Source organism: Rothia amarae (assembly GCF_042677725.1).
GTDB lineage: Bacteria > Actinomycetota > Actinomycetes > Actinomycetales > Micrococcaceae > Rothia > Rothia amarae.
The window spans coordinates 81,874-106,786 of record NZ_JBHUCN010000010.1 but is presented as its reverse complement, the minus strand read 5'-3'; the positions used below and the strand labels follow the sequence as shown (position 1 = coordinate 106,786).

The 24,913-nt window shown below is 53.1% G+C and carries 22 protein-coding genes and 1 rRNA gene; 21 read left to right on the top strand and 2 right to left on the bottom strand.

Translation table 11 applies throughout. The features are described from left to right. The first annotated feature begins 144 nt into the window (after positions 1-144). The 9 genes from rrf to xerD all read left to right on the top strand — a co-directional run bounded on the left by rrf (position 145) and on the right by xerD (position 8,460). Positions 145-261: ribosomal RNA gene (rrf, locus tag ACFR81_RS06385) — 5S ribosomal RNA — on the top strand. 241 nt (positions 262-502) lie between these two features. Beyond that, on the top strand, positions 503-2,044 hold the full coding sequence (locus ACFR81_RS06380; RefSeq protein WP_151147478.1) for a hypothetical protein: 1,542 nt from the start codon (positions 503-505) through the stop codon (positions 2,042-2,044). 2 nt (positions 2,045-2,046) lie between these two features. Then, entirely contained in the window at positions 2,047-3,039 is a 993-nt protein-coding gene (locus tag ACFR81_RS06375) for an HAD-IIA family hydrolase (RefSeq protein WP_151147475.1), read from the top strand. Next, on the top strand, positions 3,029-3,208 hold the full coding sequence (locus ACFR81_RS06370) for a hypothetical protein (RefSeq protein ID WP_068171672.1): 180 nt from the start codon (positions 3,029-3,031) through the stop codon (positions 3,206-3,208). Before ACFR81_RS06375 ends, ACFR81_RS06370 begins: the two co-directional genes overlap by 11 nt. Beyond that, the gene (locus ACFR81_RS06365) at positions 3,205-3,942 is read left to right on the top strand and encodes a TlyA family rRNA (cytidine-2'-O)-methyltransferase (protein WP_151147473.1); all 738 of its coding nucleotides are present in this window, start codon (positions 3,205-3,207) and stop codon (positions 3,940-3,942) included. Before ACFR81_RS06370 ends, ACFR81_RS06365 begins: the two co-directional genes overlap by 4 nt. Positions 3,943-4,029: 87 nt before the next feature. Next, positions 4,030-5,010: an NAD kinase gene (locus ACFR81_RS06360; RefSeq protein WP_151147470.1), complete on the top strand. Its 981-nt coding sequence runs from the start codon at positions 4,030-4,032 to the stop codon at positions 5,008-5,010. After that, positions 5,007-6,716 carry a DNA repair protein RecN gene (gene recN / locus ACFR81_RS06355; RefSeq protein WP_151147468.1) on the top strand — a complete coding sequence of 570 codons (1,710 nt, stop codon included), beginning with the start codon at positions 5,007-5,009 and terminating at the stop codon, positions 6,714-6,716. Before ACFR81_RS06360 ends, recN begins: the two co-directional genes overlap by 4 nt. A 26-nt stretch (positions 6,717-6,742) precedes the next feature. Continuing rightward, entirely contained in the window at positions 6,743-7,486 is a 744-nt protein-coding gene (locus tag ACFR81_RS06350; RefSeq protein ID WP_083147286.1) for an NUDIX domain-containing protein, read from the top strand. Further along, positions 7,486-8,460 (top strand): site-specific tyrosine recombinase XerD, encoded by a 975-nt coding sequence (gene xerD / locus ACFR81_RS06345; RefSeq protein WP_151147466.1) that lies wholly within the window; start codon positions 7,486-7,488, stop codon positions 8,458-8,460. Before ACFR81_RS06350 ends, xerD begins: the two co-directional genes overlap by 1 nt. A gap of 81 nt (positions 8,461-8,541) precedes the next feature. Here xerD and ACFR81_RS06340 read toward each other — a convergent pair whose 3' ends face one another. Then, on the bottom strand, positions 8,542-9,738 hold the full coding sequence (locus ACFR81_RS06340) for an NRAMP family divalent metal transporter (RefSeq protein ID WP_233126036.1): 1,197 nt from the start codon (positions 9,736-9,738) through the stop codon (positions 8,542-8,544). A gap of 209 nt (positions 9,739-9,947) precedes the next feature. Between ACFR81_RS06340 and ACFR81_RS06335 the strand changes: the two genes are divergently transcribed. From ACFR81_RS06335 to ACFR81_RS06320, 4 genes are all read left to right on the top strand, one after another. Beyond that, on the top strand, positions 9,948-10,712 hold the full coding sequence (locus ACFR81_RS06335; protein WP_343874296.1) for a LamB/YcsF family protein: 765 nt from the start codon (positions 9,948-9,950) through the stop codon (positions 10,710-10,712). A gap of 78 nt (positions 10,713-10,790) precedes the next feature. Beyond that, positions 10,791-12,407, top strand: coding sequence for a 5-oxoprolinase subunit B/C family protein (locus ACFR81_RS06330; RefSeq protein WP_343874294.1), 1,617 nt, complete (start codon positions 10,791-10,793; stop codon positions 12,405-12,407). Beyond that, positions 12,400-14,145: an acetyl/propionyl/methylcrotonyl-CoA carboxylase subunit alpha gene (locus tag ACFR81_RS06325; protein ID WP_343874291.1), complete on the top strand. Its 1,746-nt coding sequence runs from the start codon at positions 12,400-12,402 to the stop codon at positions 14,143-14,145. The genes ACFR81_RS06330 and ACFR81_RS06325 overlap by 8 nt, the downstream gene beginning before the upstream one ends. Before the next feature lie 9 nt (positions 14,146-14,154). Next, positions 14,155-14,853 (top strand): GntR family transcriptional regulator, encoded by a 699-nt coding sequence (locus ACFR81_RS06320; protein WP_083147287.1) that lies wholly within the window; start codon positions 14,155-14,157, stop codon positions 14,851-14,853. A 120-nt stretch (positions 14,854-14,973) separates the two neighbouring features. Here ACFR81_RS06320 and ACFR81_RS06315 read toward each other — a convergent pair whose 3' ends face one another. Then, positions 14,974-16,395 carry a cation:dicarboxylate symporter family transporter gene (locus ACFR81_RS06315; RefSeq protein ID WP_145177567.1) on the bottom strand — a complete coding sequence of 474 codons (1,422 nt, stop codon included), beginning with the start codon at positions 16,393-16,395 and terminating at the stop codon, positions 14,974-14,976. Positions 16,396-16,678: 283 nt separating this feature from the next. On the opposite strand from ACFR81_RS06315, the gene ACFR81_RS06310 reads away from it, so the two are divergent. The 8 genes from ACFR81_RS06310 to der all read left to right on the top strand — a co-directional run bounded on the left by ACFR81_RS06310 (position 16,679) and on the right by der (position 24,893). Next, on the top strand, positions 16,679-17,389 hold the full coding sequence (locus ACFR81_RS06310) for a GAP family protein (protein ID WP_343874287.1): 711 nt from the start codon (positions 16,679-16,681) through the stop codon (positions 17,387-17,389). 94 nt (positions 17,390-17,483) lie between these two features. Continuing rightward, positions 17,484-18,344: a ParA family protein gene (locus ACFR81_RS06305; RefSeq protein ID WP_343874285.1), complete on the top strand. Its 861-nt coding sequence runs from the start codon at positions 17,484-17,486 to the stop codon at positions 18,342-18,344. A gap of 192 nt (positions 18,345-18,536) precedes the next feature. Beyond that, positions 18,537-19,394 carry a segregation/condensation protein A gene (locus tag ACFR81_RS06300; protein ID WP_145177558.1) on the top strand — a complete coding sequence of 286 codons (858 nt, stop codon included), beginning with the start codon at positions 18,537-18,539 and terminating at the stop codon, positions 19,392-19,394. Then, positions 19,391-20,224 (top strand): SMC-Scp complex subunit ScpB, encoded by an 834-nt coding sequence (scpB, locus tag ACFR81_RS06295; protein ID WP_343874281.1) that lies wholly within the window; start codon positions 19,391-19,393, stop codon positions 20,222-20,224. The genes ACFR81_RS06300 and scpB overlap by 4 nt, the downstream gene beginning before the upstream one ends. An 85-nt stretch (positions 20,225-20,309) precedes the next feature. Beyond that, the gene (locus tag ACFR81_RS06290) at positions 20,310-21,371 is read left to right on the top strand and encodes a pseudouridine synthase (protein WP_068171714.1); all 1,062 of its coding nucleotides are present in this window, start codon (positions 20,310-20,312) and stop codon (positions 21,369-21,371) included. Positions 21,372-21,401: 30 nt separating this feature from the next. Beyond that, complete coding sequence (locus ACFR81_RS06285; RefSeq protein ID WP_343874279.1) at positions 21,402-22,553, top strand: prephenate dehydrogenase; 1,152 nt, start codon at positions 21,402-21,404, stop codon at positions 22,551-22,553. A gap of 13 nt (positions 22,554-22,566) precedes the next feature. Then, on the top strand, positions 22,567-23,235 hold the full coding sequence (cmk, locus tag ACFR81_RS06280; protein ID WP_068171720.1) for a (d)CMP kinase: 669 nt from the start codon (positions 22,567-22,569) through the stop codon (positions 23,233-23,235). Between the two features lie 53 nt (positions 23,236-23,288). Further along, positions 23,289-24,893, top strand: coding sequence for a ribosome biogenesis GTPase Der (gene der / locus ACFR81_RS06275; RefSeq protein ID WP_068171722.1), 1,605 nt, complete (start codon positions 23,289-23,291; stop codon positions 24,891-24,893). Positions 24,894-24,913: the final 20 nt, after the last annotated feature.

Below are 24,913 nucleotides of genomic sequence, written 5' to 3'. Positions count from 1 at the left end.
GAAGGCTTACATATTTTTTTCTTGGTTTGGTTGTGTTTGCGTCCACTGTATGGTTTTGAAATAACAAAACGCCGCTTATATGAATTTTCATATAGCTTAGGTTAGTTATTGAATATTTTGACTTACGTGAGTCTGTTTTAGGTTTACGGTGGTTATAGCAAGAGGGAAACGCCCGGTTCCATCCCGAACCCGGAAGCTAAGACTCTTTGCGCCGATGGTACTGCACTGGGGACGGTGTGGGAGAGTAGGTCGCCGCCGGTTTTTATTGGGATACTTGAATAGCCTTGGAGCATAGTTCCAAGGCTATTTTTGTTTTAAGTAGCTTACTACAGTCTAAGTAAGGCCTTTTCTGCAATCAATGGGGAATAGGATCTATCCTGATGTAAGGGAAAACGCACCTCAATTTCTATCAGGCTCTGCACAAGATAAACTATGACCTATAAAATAGGGAACGGTATTTTCAGTGGAACTTTCTCCACGCCAAATTCATAGAGGAGTATTCTTGTCAGAATCATCGCGCAGCGAATCCAACTATAACCGTGAATCAAACCACCGATCAGGTGGGTTCAATAAGCGTAATGACCGTAACTCCTCATATAGCCGTGACCGCGGTGGCAATAAATTTGGAGAAAAGTCATTCGGCGATTGTAACCGCAAGGAAGGTGAAGATTCCCGCGCTTCACGCAATTCAGGCGGCTACCGCCGTAACGATCGTAATGAGGGTGGTAAGTTCCGCGATGGTCGCCGCGATAACCGCGGAGGATTTGGAGGACGCCGTAACGATCGTAATGAGGGCGGTCGTGGTGGGTTCCGTCGGGATAGTGAGCATCGTGATGATCGTGGTGGTTTTGGTGGTCGCCGCGATAACCGTGAAGACCGGGGCGGCTACCGCAACGAACGTGGACAATCAGATCGATTCCGCTCTAATGATCGCGATAACCGAGGGCATCAGAATCGTGATCGCGATGGTTATCGTTCAGATTCCCGCAATGAGCGTCGCGGTTCAGAGAACAAGCGTTTTAACAACAACGAGAGTCGTTTCTCAGACGGACATCAGCGCGGAGGACAGCAGCGTCGCGATGCTCGCGACAGCGCAGCTCCCAAAGCCGGTTACCGCCCCTCGAAAGGTCAAGGACCTGAAATCGACACCGATGTAACCGGTCGCGAACTCGATGGCTCAGTATTGCGCCAGCTTCGCGCGTTGGAAAAGGATAACGCCGACGTCGTCGGTCAGCACCTCGTGATGGCAGGCCGCTACCTCGACATCGACCCCAAATTCGCTCTAGAGCATGCTCAAGCTGCAACTCGCCGCGCAGGCCGCATCGCAGCGGTACGCGAAGCCGCCGGCATCGCCGCCTATGTAGCAGAAGATTTTGAACTTGCTCTGCGTGAGCTCCGTACTCATCGTCGTATCTCCGGCTCAGATGAGCATCTAGCGGTGCTGATTGACACCGAACGCGCGCTGGGACATATCGAAAAAGCTCTTGAACTGGCAGAGGAATCGAAGCAGCTAGAACTTAAGCCCGCTGAGCGAGTAGAAACCGCCATTGTGGTCTCCGGTATCAAACACGACCAGGGCGATTTAGCAGGCGCTATTGAGGCGCTGGAGATTCCCGAGCTCAATAGCGAGCGTGGATTCGACTACAGCCCTCGCCTCTTTGAAGCTTACGGTGCGCTTCTTGAAGAAGACGGGCGAGAAAAAGAAGCCACTCGCTGGTACCGACTCGCAATCGTTACTGAAGCTGCGTTGGGACAGGGCGAATTCGCAGAACCCGAAATCTTCGATATCTTCGGCGAGCCCGAGCTCTTTGAAGACGAGGAAGAACCTTCGGTTTCTCTCACTGACATCGAAATTAAGACGGAAGAGTCTGAAATCGATGAAAAGGAAGACGACGACTTCGTTGATGAAGATGAGCAGGATGAAGACGCACTGAGCTCCGCTGAAACCACAGTGAGCGAAGAACAAGCTTCCGAAGAGAACCTGCAGTCTTTCGACGAGGAATCAAAAACCGAGACCGAACGAAAAGAAAACCACGAGGACTAATAATGCTGTTAGACCGGCACGATTGCATACTTTCTGACCTGGACGGCGTAGTCTACGCTGGCCCCTTCGCTCTTGAAGGGGCTCCGGAGGCTCTTAACCGAGCGCAGGATATGGGCGTGCCGGTCGCATTCGTTACCAATAATGCCTCCCGAAGTGTGAGCACCGTTGCCGAGCACCTGGTGAAGCTTGGTGTCAAAACGGATAGCGAGCACGTGGTCAGCTCTGCTCAAGCGGCAGCTGAAATGCTTAAAGACCAAGTGGCACCCGGTGCAAAAGTTCTTATCTGCGGTGCGCAAGCTCTCGCAGACTGTGTGAAAGATGCCGGGTTTGAACCGGTCTGGAAACAGAATGATTCACCGTCCGCCGTCGTGCAGGGGTTTAACCCTGAATTAAGGTGGGCCGACCTTGCCGAAGCAGCCTTTACTCTCTCTGACCCGGATATTGTGTGGGTAGCGAGTAACACTGACTTGACGATTCCTAAAGAACGAGGAATTGCACCGGGTAACGGGACGCTGGTGAATGCTGTAGCCACTGCAACGGGGAGAACTCCTCTGGTTGCTGGAAAACCTGAGTCAGCTATTTTCACCACCGGAGCGAAAAACCTCAAGAGCTCTCAGGCTCTGGTGGTAGGAGACCGTCTAGATACCGATATCCAAGGCGGAAACCGGGCCCAGATGGCGACGGCATGCGTACTTACCGGTGTTGATACCGTCGAGTCTGTTTTGGCTGCAATACCTCTGGAACGGCCAACCTACCTACTGAAGAATTTGGGTGAACTTTTCGAAGACTATCCCGATATCGAAGTTTCTATTGAGACCAATGGGGCACAGGCATCTTGTGCTACTCATCGCGCTTTAGTTACTGGAAATAAACTTGCTGTGTCCGGCGATTCAGACCACCTCAACTTTTGGCGAGTTAGCTGCGCAGCTTGGTGGGCAGCTCATCCTCACGTTGACGTTCCCACATCTCCGGAGGAAATCGTTCATGAACAGTAAACCCGAATCTGAAGAAACCTCCCACGATGAGTTGATTGAGTTCGAAAAAGAACTTGAGGCGGTGCTGGCGTTAGATCCTATCGAAAGAATTCAGCGGTATGAAAGTCTCAACGCTCATCTCATTCATGAGATGGAAACGGCGCAAGAACCTGCGGAGCCTGACGAGTGAGCTTACGTTTAGATAAAGCACTGGTTGAACGAGGTCTAGTTTCCTCACGTACCTTAGCTGCTAAGTTGATTGCTGAGCGAAATGTCAAAGTCAACGGCAAGGTTGCGCTCAAAAGTTCGCAACTCGTGGGGGAGAAGGATTTTTGCCAAGTTGCGTATTCAGACCTGACACGATATGTATCGAGAGCCGGTCATAAGCTCGCCGGAGCATTAGAAGCTTTCCCTCAGATTCGGCTTGAAGGTAAACGGTGTTTGGACGCCGGCGCTTCGACAGGCGGTTTTACCCAGGTGTTACTTGAGCGAGGGGCGGCTTCCGTGATGGCAGTTGACGTAGGTCATAATCAGTTGGCGCCCATGCTTCGTGACCATCCCTCGGTGGAAGTTTTTGAGGGACTCAATGTCCGCTACCTGAAGCCAGATATGATTGGCGGAGAAGTAGAGGTGACGGTCTCTGACCTATCGTTTATTTCTCTCACCCTGGTTATGGACGCCTTAGCGAGGTCAACTCAGCACGGGGGTGATTTGCTGCTGATGGTCAAACCTCAATTTGAAGTGGGAAAACACTTTATTGGAGCAGGTGGCGTGGTCAATAATCCCCAGGCACACCAGATGGCTTTAGATAAAGTGTATGCAGCCGCAGAGCAGACCGGTTTAGAGGTTTCGGGGCAACAACAAAGCCCGCTACCAGGGCAAGATGGAAACCTCGAATTCTTTTTGTGGTGTAAGAAAGCATAGATTAATCAACGCCTTAAATTCGAATACTTATTCGAATTTAAGGCGTTTTTAGTTCACAAGAGCTCATTAGTGGAATAGTCTAGATACGTGACTTTTTTCCAAACCGCTCATGACTCTTTCACTCGAAAAATTCTGGTGTTTGCGCATACCGGCCGTGATGACGCCCGCCGCGCCGCCCGTCTTGCCTGTACCCAACTTTACGGTGCAGGCCTGAGCCCGGTGATGGAACGTTCTGATCTCGAATCGCTTCTGGAGGGGTGGCAAGAACCGGTTCCGGTTGAAGTGATGCGTGAGTCGGTGGCTCTCAACGAAGTCGAGCTCGGCGTTGTGCTCGGCGGAGACGGCTCAATTTTGCGCGCTGCCGAGATGATTCGACACACCGAAATTCCGCTGGTCGGAGTCAATCTGGGACATGTGGGGTTCCTCGCTGAATCGGAAGAGTCAGATTTAGAGGAGACTGTCTCCCGTATCGTGCAAAGCGACTACGAAGTTGAAGAACGCATGGCGCTCGACGTGCAAGTTTGGCACGGGCGTAAGAAAATTGGGGCGACCTGGGCTCTGAACGAAGCCAGCGTGGAAAAAGGCAACCGCGCCAAAATGATTGAAGTTGCTATTGACGTCGATGCCCGCCCCATTAGTACCTTTGGGTGTGACGGGGTGGTCATGGCGACTCCCACCGGATCAACCGCCTACTCGTTCTCCGGCGGTGGTCCTATTGTTTGGCCAGAGGTTGAGGCCATGCTGATTGTTCCCCTCGCCGCTCATGCCCTGTTTTCGCGCCCCCTCGTTACTGCACCGTCGTCGACTATCGCAGTAGAAATCTCTGCAGAATACGGTCAAAACGCGGTGCTGTGGTGCGATGGCCGACGTAACCAAGAAATCCCCGCAGGTTCGCGTATCGAAGTTTCGAAATCGTCTAAACCGGTGAGACTTGCGCGCATTCACCCTGTACCTTTTGCAGAGAGATTAGTCGCAAAATTTGAACTTCCCACCGAAGGGTGGAGGGGGCCAATTCGCCGAACAGATACTACTGCACTTCCCCAGATAACGAAGGATATAAACGAGTGATTGAGGAAATTCACCTTCGCGACCTCGGTGTCATTACCGATGCTCGTTTGCCGTTAGAACCGGGGTTTTCTGTACTGACCGGTGAAACCGGTGCGGGCAAGACCATGGTAGTAACTGCATTGGGAATGTTACTGGGCAATCGTTCCGATGCTAATTCCGTACGGTCGGGAGCAAAAAATGCTCTGGCAGAAGCCGTTATTAAACTGCCACATGACCACCCATCTCTAGCCCTCGCCGAAGACGCAGGAGGCTCGATAGAAGAACTAGATGCAGAATCCAGCGAGCTCCTTCTTGCGCGGACTGTATCTGCAGCAGGGCGTTCCCGCGCGCACGTCGGCGGTTGCTCTGCACCCATCAGTACGCTATCCGATATCGGGCAGCATCTGATTGCTGTTCATGGACAGTCGGATCAGCTTCGCCTCAAATCTTCTGCTGAACAGCGCCATGCTTTGGACTCCTACGCGGGAGAAAAATTAGCGCGGTTAAAAAAGAAATACCGGGTGAACTACGAACGATTCCGTACTGCTGCCGCCGAACTGCGAGAAGTCCGCGAAAATACCCGCGCTCGCGCATTGGAAGCGCAAACATTAGAGGGTGCGTTAGCAGAAATCGATCGTGTGAATCCGCAGGAGGGCGAGGACGAAGCCCTGAAGAGCGAATCCGCCAAGCTCTCTAATGTGGAGGCACTGCGTATCGCCGCGACGACCGCTTCAACGGCTCTTGCGGGAAGCGAGTACGGGGAGGCTGATACCCCCAACGTACTGGCCCTTCTTGATTCCGCTCGTTCAGCGTTGGATCAAGAATCAGCTGCTGATGAAGATATTGAAGCTATTGCTCAGCGAGTGAATGAAGCGTTGATTCACGTGACTGACATCGTCGAAGACATTTCGTCGTACCTATCTAACCTTGATTCAGAAGGACCAGAGCGGCTTGCCGAAGTGGAGACGCGCAGAGCAAAACTGAAATCACTAACCCGTAAATACGGTGCGGATATAGCTGAGGTGTTGGAATGGGCACAAAGCTCGCGGGAACGACTAGAATCGCTTGCCGACGATCCAGCCCGTGCTGAAGCCCTTGAAAATGAGTTGCGGGAGCTTAAGGAGACCTTGACCGAGCAGTCTGACCAGCTCCGCACACTGCGAGAAAAAACGGCGGTGAAACTGGCTCGCGCTGTAACAGAGGAGTTAACAGCTCTGGCGATGCCAAATGCATCCTTGGTCGTGACGGTGGAAGAGACCGAAAAGTTCTCTTCGCACGGTAAAGACGCCGTAACTTTCATGCTCCAGCCTCATCAGCGGGCGGATCCGCGCCCGCTGGGTAAAGGTGCCTCCGGTGGCGAGCTCTCTCGCGTGATGCTGGCTTTAGAGGTGGTGCTCGCTGAAGTCGATCCGGTACCCACCTTCATCTTCGACGAAGTGGATTCAGGCGTCGGCGGTAAAGCAGCTATAGAAATTGGTCGACGTCTTGCCATGCTTGCCCAACATGTGCAGGTATTGGTGGTCACGCATTTGCCTCAGGTGGCAGCGTTTGCAGATCAGCATATTTTGGTGTTGAAAAATGATGATGCCTCACTGTCCCGCGTTGAAGTGCTCTCAGACGAACAGCGCGTGGTGGAACTGGCACGTATGCTGGCGGGGCACGATCAATCTGCATCGGCGCAGGAGCATGCCCGCGAACTACTCGAAATGGGCAAGAAAGCCAAGTAATTTTTAGCGTTCAAAGTAGAGGAAAAATGGAACAGAACCTCAACCCATCGGTGGGCGAAGCTGCACGACTTAACGCGCCGCAAATAGCCGAGAACCAGAAGACTATAGCCGATATTGCGAACCCCCGATACGTGACATCACGATCCACCAAATTTGAGGGGTATGTCTGGGACGTTATCCGAGAGGGGATATCCCTCGAAGAAGGCGCAGAACCCTTTGAACGTGACTTTCTGTTGCATCCCGGTGCCGTCGCAGTAGCTGCTCTCAACGAGAACAATCAAATATTGCTTATAAATCAATACCGGCATCCGGTGCGTGCGAACCTCTGGGAGATCCCTGCTGGTCTGCTAGATATCGACGGCGAAGACCCGCAGATAGCGGCAGCACGAGAACTCGCCGAAGAAACTTTTATCCAGGCAGAACAGTGGGATTCGCTCATGGAATTCTATAATTCACCCGGTGGTATGGGGGAGATGTGCCGGATTTATCTTGCCCGAGGAATTAGTCAAATCCCCCGCGATCAGCAACAAGAGCGCGAACACGAAGAATCAGAAATCGTAATGCGCTGGGTTGATTTGGATGAAGCTGTTTCAGCTGTGCTCTCTGGCCGAATACACAATGCCAGCTCAACGAACGCTATTTTGGCGGTTGCTGCGGCACAAGCACGAAACTTTGAAACGCTCTATTCTGCCCAGGCCCCTCTCGACGCTCACCCATATTTGAGAGATCCTGACTTTCGAGGGGAAATCCGCCCCGCTGAAGGTCGCTAATGCCCCGCGAGCACCAGCGCGTGACTGCTTTAGAATCCGCAATCGAAACCTATCTTCAGTACCTCACCATCGAGCGTGGTTTGGCAAAAAATACGGTGGAGTCCTATCGGAGGGATTTACTCAAATACCAGAGATTTTTAGAAGATTCTGGGATTATTGACCCCACGGTCATTACCAAAAAACACGTGAGAGATTTTGCTACTGAATTAGCTGAAAAACCTGCCAGGAGCACGGGGAAGTCTCTCAGCGCCCGCAGCGTAGCTCGTATCATTGTTGCTATTCGGGGGGCACACAAGTTTTGGCTACGAGAAAAAATAACAGCTCAGGACCCGGCTGCTTCCGTTCACCCGCCTACGCCCGGGGCGCGTTTGCCTAAAGCAATCGCCGTCGAACAGGTAACTCAGCTCTTGGAAGTACCTGATATCAGTACTCCCACGGGTTTACGCGATCGGGCGATTCTTGAATTTCTCTACTCTACAGGTGCTCGCATTTCCGAAGTCATTGGCGTGGATTTGGATGATCTTTCTATTCACACTGCGCTAGGAGACGACGAAGCGGCCGGGCACGACGTCGTGCGTCTTTTTGGCAAAGGTAATAAGGAACGTATGGTTCCCGTCGGTTCGTATGCAGCATGCGCTCTCAACGACTATCTGGTCCGAGCCAGGCCTGGTTTTGCCGCACGCGGCAAGGGGACGGCGGCAGTTTTTCTCAATGCCCGAGGCGGCCGGCTCACGCGGCAGGGCGCTTGGCTCATTCTCAAAAAAGCGGCTGAGAGAGCGAAACTGGAGGCAGAAATCTCTCCTCATACGCTGCGTCATTCGTACGCTACACATTTGCTAGAAGGTGGCGCAGATATCCGTGTAGTCCAAGAATTATTAGGGCATGCGTCGGTGACCACTACTCAGATTTATACCCGCGTTACACCAGAAACCCTACGTGAAGTATTTGCTTCTGCCCATCCCAGGGCTCTCTAAAGAATTTGAGGTGAGCTCGTCCCACAGCAAAAATCCCGATGCTAAACAGCATCGGGATTTTGGGAGACAATCACTAAATTTTTAGCCCTGCCACAATTTGGCGATTCCGCCCAGGGACATAATGCCCAGGTAGACCGTCAAAATCCAGCTCAACCAACCGGCGATAAGTAGCCAGAGAGGGTACTTGTAACCGCGGAGAAGCTTTTTACCCTTGAAGGTGGCAACAATGAGCAGAGCTGCCAGGCCAACGGGAAGAATAAGACCATTGACTGCACCGGCGACGATGAGCAATGTCGCAGGAGTCTTGCCCACCAGCACGAACACCAAGGTAGAGGCAACAATGAACGCGACGGTCAAAGCATTCTTGACGGTGATAGAGGTCTTCTCAGAGGTGATAAATGATACCGAAGTATAAGCTGCACCAATCACCGAAGAAATTGCTGCACCCCACAGAATCAGGCCGAACAGACGGGTTCCAATTTCGCCCGCCGCAATTCCAAACGCCTGAGCAGCGATAGACGATTCTTTAGCAAATTCAGCGCCGCTGGCTACAACGCCCAAGATAGCGAGGAAGAGCATGAAACGCATGAGACCGGTGACGATAACGCCGGTTACAGAGGAGGTTGCGATGTCCTTGACGTACTCGGGACCTTTGACCCCGGCGTCAATCATGCGGTGCGCACCAGCATAAGTGATATAACCACCTACGGTACCGCCCACCAGGGTGGTGATGACGGCGAAGTCAACGGTTTCGGGAAGAACGGTGTTCTTTAGAGCCTCGCCTACTGGAGGATTAGACACGATTGCTACATAAGCGGTAGCGAGAATCATGATGACGCCCAAGACGACCACAATTTTATCCAGCGCTGCCCCTGCTTTTTTGGAGAGGAAGACCAAGATAGCCAAAACAGCTGTGATGATGCCACCGACAGTGGGATCCATGCCCAGCATCGCGTTGAAACCCAGACCGCCACCGGCGACGTTACCAACGTTGAAAACAAAACCGCCGAGCGCCACAAGTATTGCGAGGAAAATACCAAGACCTGGCAGGACGTCATTGCTGAGATCCTGTGCCTTGCGACCGGTTACACCAATGATGCGCCAGACATTGAGCTGCACAGCGATGTCAATCAAAATCGAAATCAGAATCGCAAAAGCGAATGACGCGCCCATCTGATAGGTAAATTGGCCGGTTTGCGTAATGAATCCAGGACCAATTGCACTGGTCGCCATGAGAAAGAGAGCCCCAAGCAGAACCGAACGGCCGCCCTTTTTGATGTTCTCCCGGGAGTCAGCTACCGAAGTAGGTGTGGGTGATAAATCTGCCACAGATATTCCTTATTAAAATGCTCGCCCAGAAGGTCGAGGGAAACGCCAAGATGAAATGTTGTTAACTAAGCCATAGAATGGCTTCAGGTTATTATTGTTCAACAATAAAGCACACTTTCGTGTGTTGTCTATCTCTGTCTTACACGAAAGGAAGAGCGATGACTCGTACAGTTGATCTCAATTCGGATTCAGGTGAAGCGTTCGGTTCATGGTCAATGGGGGATGACGCCGCCATGATGAAGATTGTTTCCAGCGCTAACATTGCCTGCGGCTTTCATGCAGGAGATCCGCAGACGATGCGCTCCACCGTTGAAGCGGCAGCAAAGAATGACGTGTCCATTGGCGCGCACGTCTCCTACCCTGACCTGGTGGGATTCGGTCGCCGCTTTATGGACATGACCCCGGCTGAACTCAGCGCCGCTGTGCTCTATCAAATGGGTGCTCTGGAGGCTGTATGCCGTGCGTCCAATACCCGAATCTCATATGTGAAACCCCACGGCGGACTCTATAACGCAATTGTTCACCACGAAAAACAAGCGGAGGCGGTGGCGCACGCCGTCAAAGAATTCGGATCAGACCTTCCGATTCTGTGCTTGCCCAACAGTGAAATCGAGCGCAAAGCTCTTACTCTCAACGTTCCGGTGGTTCATGAAGTATTCGCTGATCGGGGTTATACCCCCGAGGGTACCCTGGTTTCGCGAACTCAGCCTGGGGCAGTCATCCATGATGTAGACAAAGTTGCGCAACGAGTGTTGCAGATGGCAACAGAAGGAACGGTCGTTGCTAATGACGGCTCAACGGTAACGCTCGATGCTCAAAGTATCTGTGTTCACGGGGATACTCCCGGGGCAGTTGCCATTGCTCAAAAAGTGCGGGAAACGTTGACTGCACATGACGTTGAGATACGTTCCTTTTGCGCTTAATCAACGCAAACACATACGATGAATATTGTTGAACAATCTTTGAGTTCAATATTGAGAACTATCTGTTAGGAGCAATAGGTGACTGCACCTCCAATGCTCAAGCGATTCGGTCTGACCTCCATTCTGGTGGAGTGTGCAGATCTCAGCGCGGCGCTCGCCGTGCATTCCCATCTTCAGCATCAACCGCCAGCTGGGCTGGTTGAGCTCATTCCCGCGGCACAAACCGTGCTGGTGCGTTTTGAGCAAGCGCAACAAGCTCTGACTTTTGCGCGCACTTTTACCGGAGCGGCTAGCACCGATATTCGCAGGGAAGCAAGCCGCGAACAGCTGATTGATGTGGTGTACGATGGCGAGGATTTAGCAGACGTCGCAGAGCACACCGGGCTTTCAATCGAGAAAGTCATTGAGGCTCATACGCAGCAACAATGGTCTGTGGCATTTGCCGGATTTGCTCCAGGCTTTTTTTACTTGCACGCTGAAGAAAACGTTCTAGAAGTTCCCCGACGCGCATCACCCCGTACCGCGGTACCCAGCGGTGCCGTCGGTCTGGCAGGACAGTTCTCCGGTATCTATCCCCGCACTTCTCCCGGTGGCTGGCAACTCATCGGTCATACCAATGCACCCTTGTGGGATCTCTCCCAGAATCCTCCTGCGCTTCTTGAACCGGGTAATACGGTGCGTTTTCGCGCAGTGCGTGAGCACATCGACGTCGCTACGCCCGAATCTACCGTGTCAGAACCCTCAACAGACTCGGTGCTGACCGTGAAAACTGCAGGCGCGCAACTGCTCTTCGAAGATGAAGGTCGTAGCGGACTCACCCACTGGGGTGTTTCACCGGCGGGGTTTGCTGACCCTGTAGCTGCTCACGCTGCCAACCTGTTAGTAGGGAATATGCCCTCGGCGACAGTCCTCGAATCGCTCATGGGCGGATTCGTTGTGGAGGCGCAGCAAGATACGGTAGTAGCCCTTACTGGAGCACGCACCTTTGCTATTGTCACCGAACCTGCCCAGCCCGATCGAGTGGTGCCGCAAGATGCACCCGTTGCGCTCATGGCAGGCCAGACCCTGCGTGTCGGTGTTGCCGAGCAAGGCTTACGCGTTTATCTCGGAATACGCGGCGGGTTCGCGGCGGAGGAAGCTGCAACGAGCTTTTCCACCGACACGATGTCATCCATCGGGCCCTCCCCACTGCAGCCCGGAGATTCCCTTCATGTTGCCGAAAAAACGGGGATTGCCGTCGCACACCCAGTGATTGCCCCGGCACTGCCTAACCCACAAGAAGCTAATCTCATTCGAGTAATTGTGGGGCCGCGTGATGACTGGTTTACCCCCGAATCAATACAGCGATTCTTCCGTACCGAATGGACGGTCAGCCCAGATTCCAATCGCATCGGAATCAGGCTTGCGCCGCAAGAAAGCGGATCTGACGGTACCGATACACAAATCCTAGAACGCGCCAACACCGAAGAACTACCCAGCGAGGGCATGGTTTCGGGGGCGATTCAGGTGCCGCCAAACGGTGAACCGGTCGTCTTCTTAGCCGACCACCCCGTCACCGGTGGTTACCCCGTGATTGCTTGCGTTCACCCCCACGATCTGAGGCTACTTGCTCAAAGCCAGCCCGGAACAACCATTAGATTTACACGCTTCGAGATAGACGGCGAAGCCAACGAACAGGAGAACACCCGTGCGTAAAGTATTGATTGCAAACCGCGGTGAAATTGCAGTACGCGTCATCGGCGCCTGCGCTCAAGAAGGCTACGAAAGCGTTGCCATCTACGCAGATTCGGACGCGCAAGCACTGCACACAGTACTTGCCGACGAAGCTTACGCTCTCGACGGTATTACCCCTGCAGAGACCTACCTCAATGTTGAAAAAATTCTCGATATTGCACAAAAATCTGGTGCTACCGCTGTGCACCCCGGCTATGGCTTTCTCGCAGAGAACGCCAAATTCGCGCAGGCAGTCATCGATGCTGGACTGATTTGGATTGGCCCTTCACCCGAAACAATTACTGCGCTCGGTGACAAAGTTAAAGCTCGCGATATTGCGCTCGCTGTCAACGCTCCCTTGGCTCCTGGAACCGACGGGCCGGTCGAAGGCCCCGCTGAAGCGCGCGAATTTGCTGAAAAGCACGGACTTCCCATCGTCATTAAGGCAGCCCACGGTGGTGGCGGACGCGGCATGCGCGTGGTGCGGGAAATGCACGAAATTGAGAACGCTTTCGAATCGGCTCAACGAGAAGCAGTAGGGGCATTCGGAAATGGCGAATGCTTCGTAGAACGTTTCCTCGACAAGCCCCGCCACGTAGAAACTCAGGTGGCAGCGGACCAGCACGGCGGCGTCGTCGTCCTGGGAACCCGCGACTGCTCCTTGCAGCGCCGCCACCAAAAGCTCATTGAAGAAGCACCGGCACCATTCCTAACGACCGAACAAATTAAGACGCTGGAGAAAGCCTCCAAGGATATCTTTGCTGAAGCCGGCTACACCGGTGTAGGCACCTGCGAATTCTTGATTGCAAACGATGGCACAATTTCCTTCCTCGAAGTAAATACCCGTATTCAGGTAGAGCATCCGGTGACCGAAGAATCGGCAGGTGTCGATCTTGTACGTATGCAGCTTGATATAGCGGCAGGGGAGCCCCTCGCCTATACCGAAATGCCAGAACCCATCATGCACGCCATCGAATTCCGTATTAATGCTGAAGATCCCGGTCGCGGATTCTTGCCCTCAGCGGGAACTATCGATTCGATTAACGTGCCTACCGGACACGGTATCCGCTGGGACTCAGGCGTGCGCGCAGGCACCGTTATCGACGGCAGCTTTGATTCGATGCTGGCTAAACTTATCGTCACCGGAACCACTCGCGAGAGAGCCCTCCGCCGCGCAGTTCATGCGCTCAAGCAGCTAGAAATCAACGGTGTTTCCACTGTCGTTCCATTTGACCGCATGATGGTTGAGCACGAAGCATTCAAATCAGAAGACGGCGAACTGGGAATCTACACCACCTGGATTGAAGACGTATTGGGCGACGATCTGGAGATTGATCCCCACTACGAACAGGGCCTGATTCCCGTGGGCGCTCAGGTTCTGCCCGGCACGGGCGTCACCCGCTTTGCCCTGGAAATAGACGGAACGCCTAAACGAATCGGCATTCCCGACGCTGTATTCGCCGCTATGGGAAATGGTGCTAGCGCCGGTGTTCCCGAACCCGCTGCTGCCACCGGCGTGGTATCGCCGATGGGTGGTGTTCTAATTCGCTTCACGGTAGAAGAAGGCGCTGAGGTATCGCAGGGTGAGCAGATTGCGTTACTGGAAGCTATGAAAACCGAGGTTCCTGTATTCGCCGATGCGAACGGTACAGTGGCGCACTTTGAGGTTGCAGCCGGCGAACGCGTTCAGGCAGGAGATACCCTCCTCAAATTCGCGTAACCTAGAAGAGTGAATCCAGAAACATCTACTCTCTCCACGGTTTCGAGCCTGGCAGAAATAGCTGCTCGCACGCCGTCGGCTCAGCACGCGCACGTTACGAGTTGGACGGTAAACGTTCTGCGGAGTGCAATGAACGACGGCGTGTTGGTGCCGGGAACTAAGCTTTTGGAGCAACACATTTCGGAGATCCTCAATATTTCCCGAAATACACTGCGCCAGGCGTTCATGATTCTGATCGCTCAGAATCTGGTGGAGCAAATTCCTAATCGGGGTGTGTTTGTGAGCGCGCCCGATAAGGAACAGATTAGTGAGATGTTTACTGTTCGGTTGGCTCTAGAGGGGGCTGCTATTGAGCTGGCTCCCTCTGGAGCGCAACCGCATATCAGAGAAATTTTGAAGAAAGCACAGCATAGCCGAGAGCGTGGTTCGGTATCAGGAATGGCCAGTGCCAACCAAGATTTCCATAAAGAGTTAGTGCAACTAGCTGCAAGCCCCCGCCTTGATTCGCTCATGAGCAGTGTGTTGGCGGAGATGCGTTTGCTGTTTTTCTTGATGGAAACGGTCCCCAGCTTTCACGCGCGGTTTGTGGATCTGAATCGGGAACTTTTAGAGCTGGTGGAGCAGGGCCATAAAAAAGAAGCCCAAGCAGCCTTGCGACAGTATCTCAAAATATCGCAGGAGCAATTTACCCAGAAACTACACCACTGATATTGGAACTTCTGGTTAACTGCTCACCGGAAAACCAATAAATCAACCTCATGACAGTAGTGCCCCCGGCGAAGAATTTGCCGGGGGCACTGCCCTTCTTTTGAGAGTTTTGGAACGAGCCTAACGGTCGTCCACCGCAATATGGCGGGTGGGTTCTTGAACGACAGGAATCTGTTTGGTCGGAGATTTCTGCGCTACGGCATTATCTACGTGCTGATCGCCTTCGAGATGGTCATTGCCCATTGTGGATTCATCGAAGGGGTCATTGCCTGCCAAAACGTTCTTGACCTTAGCCATATCCACTTCGTTCACAATCTTGCCCAGTAGAACGGTTGCCACTGCATTGCCGGTGAAGTTGGTTAAGGCGCGAGCCTCAGACATAAAGCGGTCGATACCGACAATCAGACCGACGCCGTCGATAAGGTCCGGACGATGCGACTGCAAGCCTGCTGCGAGGGTTGCAATACCTGCACCGGAAACACCAGCGGCACCCTTTGATGCAATAATCATGAAGAGCAACAGCGAAATCTGCTCGCCAATCTCCAACGGATTACCCATAGCTTCCGCAACGAAGATGGACGCCATCGTGAGATAGATTGCGGTTCCGTCGAGGTTGAACGAGTAACCGGTAGGAACTACCACGCCCACCACAGGCTTAGAAACACCCAGGTGTTCCATCTTTGCAATGAGTCGGGGGAGTGCGGCTTCAGAGGACGATGTGGAGAAAATCAGCAGGTATTCGCGAGCTAGGTACTTCATCAGTTTGAAGATATTGACGCCGGTTACCAGCTTGAGCAAACCACCGAGGATAATAGCGATGAAGAGAATACAGGTGATGTAGAAACCGACCATCAGAATCAGCATCGACCCGATAGCCTTGGCGCCGGTACTGCCCACTACACCTGCAATAGCGCCAAATGCGCCCAAAGGTGCAACCCACATAATCATCATCAGCAAGCGGAAAACAAGTGCTTGCATGTAGGTAATAAACTTGAGAACAGGTTTACCTACTTCACCCATACGCTGTAGCGCAAATCCGACCAACAATGCAACGAAGAGAGTCTGCAGGATGTTCCCTGAGGTCAGCGCCGAAAGCAACGACGTTGGAATGATACCCAGCAAGAAACCAATCGTGCCGTCCCCATGTTCAGACTCAGCAGACACCGGAGGAGTGTAACCGGTGGGTTGATAGTTCAAATCGTGCCCAGGATGAATAAAGTTACCTACTACCAACCCAATCGCCAAAGCAAAGGTAGACATGCAGATAAAGTAAAACAGCGCCATGCCGCCCACTTTGCCCACGGTAGCTGCTTTTGCAACGGAGCCAACTCCGATCACGATAGTGCAGAAAATAATGGGCGCAATCATCATTTTGATGAGAGCTACAAAAGCAGTGCCGATAGGAGCCAAACTCTTGGCGAAACCGGGGAACAATATACCCACGATGCAACCAAGAACTACCGCGACAATCACCGACACATACAGCATATGTGTAGGGTCTTGGTAAAACTTCTTCTTAGAAGCCTGAGGAGTAGCAGTCATATGCCAGAGCCTTTCTTTGACGCGCAATGCGCCGACGGTCCGAGAACGTCAAAGGGGAAGCGCTCGGAGAATGTGTGATGAGATGTGCCTAACAGGCGATAAGAAAAATACTAGGGCATTAACCTGCAGTTCATCGAAAGGTTGAGGGTCCAAATCCGAGTATGACCTGTTATTTCATCATGCGACCATGGAAGAATCACGATTTACTCAGGGTAAATGCATACTGCCCGAGGAAACACCAACTTTGAAATGAGTATCTCCCCGCTTCGTAAGAGGTGAGCATGTGATACTAAATACCGTGATAGATGCACTACTGAAGATTTTGATGGCTGCACCGGCGTTGTTGGGAATGGATCTGATGATGGGCTTTAGCCCCGCCCTCTATAGCATCACCTTTCTGGCTCTCATTAACGATTCCCCCAGGATTCATATTGTGCGATGGATTGTGTTGGGAATCTTTTTAGGTGCGAGTACGCTCATTCTTCTCTTTCGGTTTGTGGATCCCCAAAATCTCATCGGCACGGTACACACGGAGGGCGCTAAATTACTGCTAACCCACAGCATCGATATCTTCGCCGGCGTCGTCCTACTGCTTGCTGGAGTAGTGATGTGGAGTCGCCGCAAACTCCCTCAACGACCTCATCGGGTGAAGGGCTCCCATCTGTACCCTCGCAAAGCTGTGCTGGAAGGTTATTTGAATTCCTCCATTGGAGTGAGCTCTGTGGCAACCATGTATTTAGCAGGTCGTCTCGTATCAAGCGTGAGCCATAGCCCGGTGGAGTGGATATGCGCGTACGCAATCTTCGTTGTTAGTATGGTTGGCCCCTATCTTTTGATAGAAGCAAGCTGGAACAAATATCCCCGATTTGCGCATGTTATGACAGACGGGTTTCACCGCCTCAAGACCGCCAATCTGCGTGGTCTTTACGGGGTGCTATTGGGTGCGGCAGGTTGTGTATTCCTAGGTCTTTCCCTCAGGGGCTTTCTCGCCTGAAACACAATTTGTTCAGAATACGGGTGAAAGCGGTAATCTAGAAGGTAAAGACCAAAGTCAGAAATAGACTCAACTAACCCAAAGGTGAAAAACATTGACCGAAAATGGAGCCGAACAGCTCGGACCAACAGGGCGCCCCTTGCGTGTCTTTCCTGATCCTGCGCCGCTACCTGAACACGGTCCCGCCCGCATTATCTCCATGGTGAACCAGAAGGGCGGGGTGGGTAAAACCACCTCCACTATTAATCTTGGCGCAGCTTTAGCTGAAGTTGGGCGTAAAGTCTTGCTCGTTGATTTTGACCCGCAGGGTGCACTTTCTGCCGGTTTCGGTGCAAATCCACACGAGTTAGATTTGACTATCTATAACGTCATGATGGATCGCAAAGTCGATATTCACGACGTCATTCAGCCCACCGAAGTCGAAAACATCGACTTACTCCCCGCTAACATTGACCTCTCTGCAGCAGAAGTTCAGCTAGTGAACGAAGTAGCTCGCGAACAGGTCTTGGCTTCAGCCTTGCATAAAGTCGAGAACGACTACGATGTCATTCTGATTGACTGCCAGCCTTCGCTAGGTCTGCTTACCGTTAACGCATTGACCGCCAGCCACGGCGTCATCATTCCTCTCATCTGCGAATTCTTTGCCCTCCGTGCAGTGGCACTGTTGGTGGATTCGATTGAAAAGGTGCAGGACCGGCTCAATCCCAAACTTCAAATCGACGGTGTACTTGCGACCATGTTTGATACCCGCACTCTGCATTCCAAAGAGGTGCTGGCGCGAATTATCGACGCGTTTGGCGACAAAGTATTTGACACCGTTATTAAACGCACGGTGAAGTTCCCCGACGCTACCGTCTCGGCAGAACCGATTCTTTCCTACGCCTCAAACCATTCGGGTGCAGAGGCATATCGCCAGCTCGCCCGCGAACTCATTAGTCGAGGGGGAGCACCCTAAAGGCTCCCGCAACGAAAGAATTTCTTGCTCAACCCCGCAATGACCGACGCGCGGTCGCCCACCCGGCACCGCGCGTCGGGTTTGTGCGTGGGCTAAACAACGCCGGGAAGTCTTGAAACTACCCCCCAACACAGGGCAAAATATAAGTAGCTAGTTTACATCTCGACAATAGCTTGAGAAGAGGACGCTGCCGTGAGGGCACCGACAACAATCATCAACCAGCAGGGAAAATCCGCCGAAAATACACCCGGCTTCACCCTGACACTTCAGAACTTCGAAGGTCCCTTTGACCTTCTCCTTTCCCTTATTTCCCGCAGAAAACTCGATATTACCGACGTAGCGCTCGCCGAAGTTACCGATGAATTTTTGCACTATATCAACCAACTTTTTGAGAGCCAGATAGACACCGCTCTTGACCAAGCAAGCGATTTCTTGGTTACTGCCGCTACTCTGCTCGATTTGAAAGCAGCACGGTTACTTCCCCGCGGTCAAGTGGAATCAGAAGAAGACGTGGCTTTGCTGGAGGCTCGTGACCTACTCTTTGCACGGTTGCTTCAGTACCGCGCTTACCGCGATGTAGCCGGTATTCTCGCTGAACGCTATGATTCCGAGGCGCAGCGTTTTCCCCGAGATGTTGCTCTAGAACCCCAATTTGCCCAGGTTTTACCTGAATTGGTTTTTGAGACAAGCCCCGAAGAATTTGCTCAGATAGCGGCGAAAGCATTGAGTGCTTCGCATTTTGAAGATGAACCGCATGAGAATTTGGCGCAGGTTGAGCTAGGGCACCTTCACCAGCCCCTCACTACCATTGCGGACGAAGAAAATTTCATTGTGCAACGCTTGGCAGAAAATTCCCAGGAGTCCTTTTCGAATCTCATTCGCGGATGCGGAGAATTCGAAATAGCCGTTTATCGTTTTCTGGCGGTGTTGGAGCTGATACGCAATGGGGCAGTAGAGGTAACTCAAGCTAACCCCCTGGGCGAAATTTCTGTGAGCGCTGTCGGGGAAAAATCCCCGGTGCCTGAGTTACAGAAGGAGGCAAGTGTATGAGCGATATAACGGGAGTAAACCCCGATTTTACGGACGACGACCTTGCCATCCTCTCGTCGGGCGCATGGAACCCGGAGGGGGACGACGCCCCAGCAGAGACGCCTGAACAGCAGGTAGAGGATTCTCTTCCCGAGATTCCCGAAGCGCCAGATAATCCGTGGGAGCAACCCGAAACCGCCGAATCGTATGCGCAACAGCAGCAGGAAAAACCGCGCACGGAAGTTAAGCGTTCTGAAATTATCTCGCGGGTTGAGTTGATTCCCGGCGGCGTCAAAGCAGCTATTGAAGCAATTTTGGCAGTTGCAGATGCGCCCGTCAGCGTACGCGAGCTGTCCTCGGCTCTGATTGTTTCCGAATATGAAGTGGAAAAAAGCTTAGACGAGCTTTACCGCGAATATAACGGATACGAGGACGGGCAAACGGTTCACGAACCCCGAGGGTTTGAGCTACGCAGAATCTCTGGCGGATGGAAGCTCTACTCGCGACATGACTTCAGCCCATGGGTGCAGCGGTTTGTGGTGGGAGACTCCACGGCAAAACTCCCCAAAACGGCTATGGAAACTCTGACCGTTGTGGCTTATCAACAGCCGGTGACCAGAAGTTATGTGGCAAGTGTTCGCGGAGTAAACGCCGATGCGGCCTTTCGCACCTTGCTCAAACGTGGACTGATTGCAGAGACCGTTCCCGAACCAGAAACCGGTGCTCATCAATACATCACCACCGATGTATTTCTTCAAAAGCTGGGCTTAGGTTCTTTACAAGAACTGCCCGCCTTGGCGCCCTACTTACCTGATATTGACGACATCGAACTAGCAACCGAAACACCCTAAAAGATTCAGCGGAGATCATTTCTCTGCGATGCAGACAGATAGCGCACTCATTGCGCAGAGAACAAGAGAGAAAAAGGGAATACACATGGCAGGAAGAACTGGAAGCGGAGCAGGAAACCACGGACGCGGCGGAGCAGGTCGCGGGTTCGGCAAGAATAACGAATTCCGCGGTGGCAAGCCCGGAGGAAAATCAGGTGGATTCAAGGGTAAGGGTTCCAACAAGGGAGCTAAGCCTGGTGCACCCGGCGGCCCCCGTAAACCGGGTAAGGGTCAGGGGCCTAAGTTTAAATCAGGTAAGCCCTTTGCCGGTGAATTCGGCGAGTTCCGCCCTAACAACCGCAAGAATAGCAACTACGCTGGTCCCCACCGCCCGCGTCGTCCTAAAGCAGACCCCGTAGATCATTACGATTTCTATGACCACGAAGGCGTTCGCCTGCAGAAGCTGATGGCTCAAGCTGGTGTGGCGAGCCGCCGCGTGTGTGAAGAAATGATTGAAGAAGGTCGCGTGACAGTCAACGAGCAGCTAGTCACCGAATTGGGTGTTCGCGTCAACCCTGATGAGGTTTCAGTCCGAGTTGATGGAATCACTATTCAGACCAATGACAAGCTTGTTTACATGGCGTTTAACAAGCCTGCAGGCGTTGTCTCCACTATGGAAGATCCCGACGGTCGCCCCTGCATTAGCGACTTCTTGCGCAAATCTATGAATCAGCGCGTATTTCACGTGGGGCGTCTCGATGTTGAAACAGAAGGTTTGCTTCTTCTCACCAACGACGGCGAACTCGCTAACCGTTTGACCCACCCCTCTTATGAAATTCCTAAGACCTATCTGGTGCAGGTGCGCGGTCCTGTGGAATTGGGTGTGAGCAATCAGCTAAAGAAGGGCGTTCGTTTGGAAGACGGCGTCTCCCGAGTTGACGATTTCCGCCTGGTTGATTCAACTCCCGGTCACGTTTTGATTGAGGTTGTTATTCACTCCGGTAAGAACCGTATTGTTCGCCGCATGTTTGAAGAAGTCGGCTACCCCGTAGAGAAGCTGGTTCGCGTAGAGATGGGGCCGGTTCGTATTGGATCGCAGAAACAGGGCACTATTCGAAACCTTTCTAAGGTTGAGATTGGTGAACTGCTTGCTTCGGTAGATATGTAAGAATCGTTGCGCTTGACAGGGGAGAAACGAATGGAACCGGCAGAAGATCAAAACCTCTCTGCCCTTGCTGGCCCGGTGCTCATTATTGGTACCGGTCTGTTAGGGGCATCGGTAGGTTTGGCTTTGCGCGCCCAGAAGATACCGGTGTATCTCTCTGATGTTTCTCCGACCATAGAAGCAATTGCAGAGGATATTGGTGCGGGTCGCTCCCTCCGCGCGGTAGCTACCGAACGCGGGGTTGCGCCGTCGGATCTTCGGCAACTGCTGGGGAGCGAACCTCAGTTGGTGGTGGTTGCAGCGCCACCGGATGTTTGTGCGCAAATCGTGGTCGAGCAGCTCACCCTCTGGCAACATGCAGTTGTCATTGATATTGCTTCGGTGAAATTGTCGATTCTGCAACAGGTTCAACAATCGGGTGTAGATACTTCCCGTTATCTAGGTACACACCCGATGGCTGGTCGAGAAAAATCTGGCCCTGTTGCAGCGCGCGGGGAGCTCTTCACCTCCCGCCCTTTCGTCGTCTGCAAGCATCCAGACGTTTCGCCCACTGCTGTGCGACTAGCGCAAACAATGGGAATTGAGATGGGATCCACCCTGACCTACCTCGACGCCGCAGAGCACGATCGAGCGGTCGCCCTGATTTCTCATGTGCCCCAGGTGATGAGTTCTCTGATGGCATCGCGCTTGCAAGAAACACCCTTATATGCGCTGGGGCTAGCAGGGCAAGGCCTGCGGGATACCGTTCGAATCGCTGGATCTGACCCCGGATTGTGGATTCAGATTTTAGCGGCAAACTCAGAAAATATAGTGCCCACGTTGCTGGGGGTGCGGGATGATTTGGAGCGGCTCATAACAACTTTAGAAAATCCCACTGCTGCAGGAGCACGCCTAGATATCGCCCAGCTCATGAGCGAAGGCAACGCCGGGGTAGCTAGGATTCCAGGTAAGCACGGTGGGGCTCCCGAAGCTTTCTCGCAACTTACTGTTCTGGTGGACGATACACCGGGGCAGATTGCCCGGCTACTCATCGACATAGGGGAGCTCGGGGTCAACATTGAGGATCTCCGATTAGAACATTCTCCCGGACAACCTGTGGGTATGGCTGAAATTTCGGTCAATCCCAACGAACACGAAAAACTAGTAGAGGATCTCACCAGCGCGGGCTGGAAGGTCGTTCGCTAACAGAAAGGCAAAGATGAATAAGCTCGTTGTAGCAATAGACGGCCCTTCCGGCTCAGGCAAATCTTCGGTGTCTAAGGCGGTTGCACGCCACTTTAACCTGCAGTACCTCGACACCGGGGCAATGTACCGTGCTCTCACCTGGTACTGCCTGGAACAGCAAACTGATCTGACGAATCCCGAGGCAATCATTGCCGCCGCTGAAAAATTTCCCCTGCACCAGGGCACCAGCCCCGATGAGGAGTCAATCGTAGTGGGGGAGACCGACGTTGCAGAAGCAATCCGTGAACCCGGCATCTCGGGTTCGGTTTCTGCCGTAGCATCGGTGCCGCGCGTGCGGGAAATCCTGATTCAGATGCAGCGAGATGCAATCGCTGCCGCCCCCCGCGGAATGGTCGCTGAAGGACGCGACATCACCACCGTCGTCGCTCCCGATGCCGATGCGCGGGTTCTACTCACCGCCTCCGAAGAAGTTCGCATGGCTCGCCGGGGGCTTCAGCTCGGCGGTACCCAGAGCTCATCTGACCTACAAAAACAGGTTGTGCAGCGTGATGCTAAAGATTCCAAGGTCAACAACTTCACTGAGGCAGCCGAGGGCGTTGCTCTGGTTGATTCTTCTGATCTTGATTTTGACCAAACTATTGCAGCGGTGATTGCCGCTGTTGAAAAACAGATCAATAGCTAGTGCCTGCACTAGACTGTTCACAGATACTTAGACCATAGAAAAGAGGTTGCGACGTGGAAGAAAATATCACTCCAGAACGCGACGATTATGAGGATAAATTCCTCGGCGGTGGCTCAGATGACGTCTCCGAACGCCTCGCTGAAATTGATGATGAAACCGCAGAACAGCGCGCCGAAGCTCTCCTAGCAGGGCTCGAAGACTACGAACTCGATGAGGAAGACCAGGAACTTCTAGGTTCTTGGGGTTTTGAAATTAACGAGTCCGATCCCGAAGAAGCCGACCCAGTAGTTGCCATCGTGGGCCGCCCCAACGTTGGTAAATCAACCATCATTAACCGCATTATCGGCCGCCGTGAAGCCGTGGTTGAAGATAAGCCTGGCGTTACCCGTGATCGCGTATCGTATAAGGCTGAGTGGGCTGGCAAAGATTTCACCCTGGTCGACACGGGCGGTTGGGAAGCAGACGCCAAGGGTATCGACGCGCAGGTTGCAGCGCAGGCTGAAATCGCTGTGGCGCACGCCGACGTCGTTCTGCTGGTGGTTGACGCCATTGTAGGTATTTCTAATACCGACGAAGCGATTGTTCGTATGCTCCGCCGCGTCAAGAAGCCTATTCTGTTGGTTGCTAATAAGGTCGACGCCGAGCATCAAGAAGCTGAAGTTCACGCGCTGTGGTCGCTGGGCATGGGGGAGCCATTCCCTGTTTCCGGTGTCCACGGCCGTGGTTTGGCAGATATGCTCGACGCCCTCCTCAAGGTGATGCCCGAGCACTCGCAGTATGCTGAACCTGAAGCACTGGGCGGACCCCGCCGTATTGCACTGGTTGGTCGCCCCAACGTAGGTAAGTCCTCGTTGCTGAACAAACTCGCTGGTGAAGAACGTGCCGTGGTTAATGATCTAGCGGGCACTACCCGCGACCCCGTGGACGAAATCGTCGCATTGGGCGATCGCCCCTGGCGTTTTGTAGATACCGCAGGTATTCGCCGCCGAGTGCACATGGCAAAGGGCGCAGATTTCTACGCTTCACTCCGTACCCAGACCGCTATTGAGCGCTCTGAAGTTTGTGTTGTTTTGCTGGATGTTTCTGAGCCGATTTCTGAGCAGGATGTGCGAATCATTCAGCAGGTTGTTGATTCAGGCCGCGCCCTGGTTCTGGCGTTCAACAAGTGGGATACCCTCGATGAAGAACGCCGCGAACTGCTAGAGCGCGAGATTGACCGTGACCTCGCCCACGTAGCGTGGGCACCGCGCGTCAACATTTCTGCGCGCACTGGATGGCACAAGGACAAGCTGGTTCCCGCACTGGAAACTGCCCTTGAGGCATGGGATTCTCGTATCTCCACCGGTCGCTTTAATGCGTTCTTGGGCGAGATTGTGGCAGCGCATCCGCACCCCTTACGCGGTGGCAAGCAGCCCCGTATCTTGTTTGGCACGCAGGTTTCTTCGCGTCCGCCTAAGTTCGTTCTGTTCACCACCGGTTTCTTGGATCCTGGCTACCGCCGATTCATTGCCCGCCGCCTGCGTGAAACTTTCGACTTCACCGGTACGCCGATTGAAATCTCGATGCGCGTTCGCGAACGCCGGACCCTCGGTGAGCGCCAGGCAGCAAAACCTGGTAAAGCGTCCAAGGGTGGACGCCCGAAGAGTACCCGTCGTTAAATTAAAAACGGCAATTGAAT

Coding starts and splice junctions, on each gene's coding strand:
- scpB (WP_343874281.1), top strand. CDS start 19,391: ATGAGCGATATAACGGGAGTAAACCCCGATTTTACGGACGACGACCTT.
- ACFR81_RS06335 (WP_343874296.1), top strand. CDS start 9,948: ATGACTCGTACAGTTGATCTCAATTCGGATTCAGGTGAAGCGTTCGGT.
- ACFR81_RS06285 (WP_343874279.1), top strand. CDS start 21,402: ATGGAACCGGCAGAAGATCAAAACCTCTCTGCCCTTGCTGGCCCGGTG.
- ACFR81_RS06350 (WP_083147286.1), top strand. CDS start 6,743: ATGGAACAGAACCTCAACCCATCGGTGGGCGAAGCTGCACGACTTAAC.
- xerD (WP_151147466.1), top strand. CDS start 7,486: ATGCCCCGCGAGCACCAGCGCGTGACTGCTTTAGAATCCGCAATCGAA.
- ACFR81_RS06290 (WP_068171714.1), top strand. CDS start 20,310: ATGGCAGGAAGAACTGGAAGCGGAGCAGGAAACCACGGACGCGGCGGA.
- ACFR81_RS06375 (WP_151147475.1), top strand. CDS start 2,047: ATGCTGTTAGACCGGCACGATTGCATACTTTCTGACCTGGACGGCGTA.
- ACFR81_RS06370 (WP_068171672.1), top strand. CDS start 3,029: ATGAACAGTAAACCCGAATCTGAAGAAACCTCCCACGATGAGTTGATT.
- ACFR81_RS06315 (WP_145177567.1), bottom strand. CDS start 16,395: ATGACTGCTACTCCTCAGGCTTCTAAGAAGAAGTTTTACCAAGACCCT.
- cmk (WP_068171720.1), top strand. CDS start 22,567: ATGAATAAGCTCGTTGTAGCAATAGACGGCCCTTCCGGCTCAGGCAAA.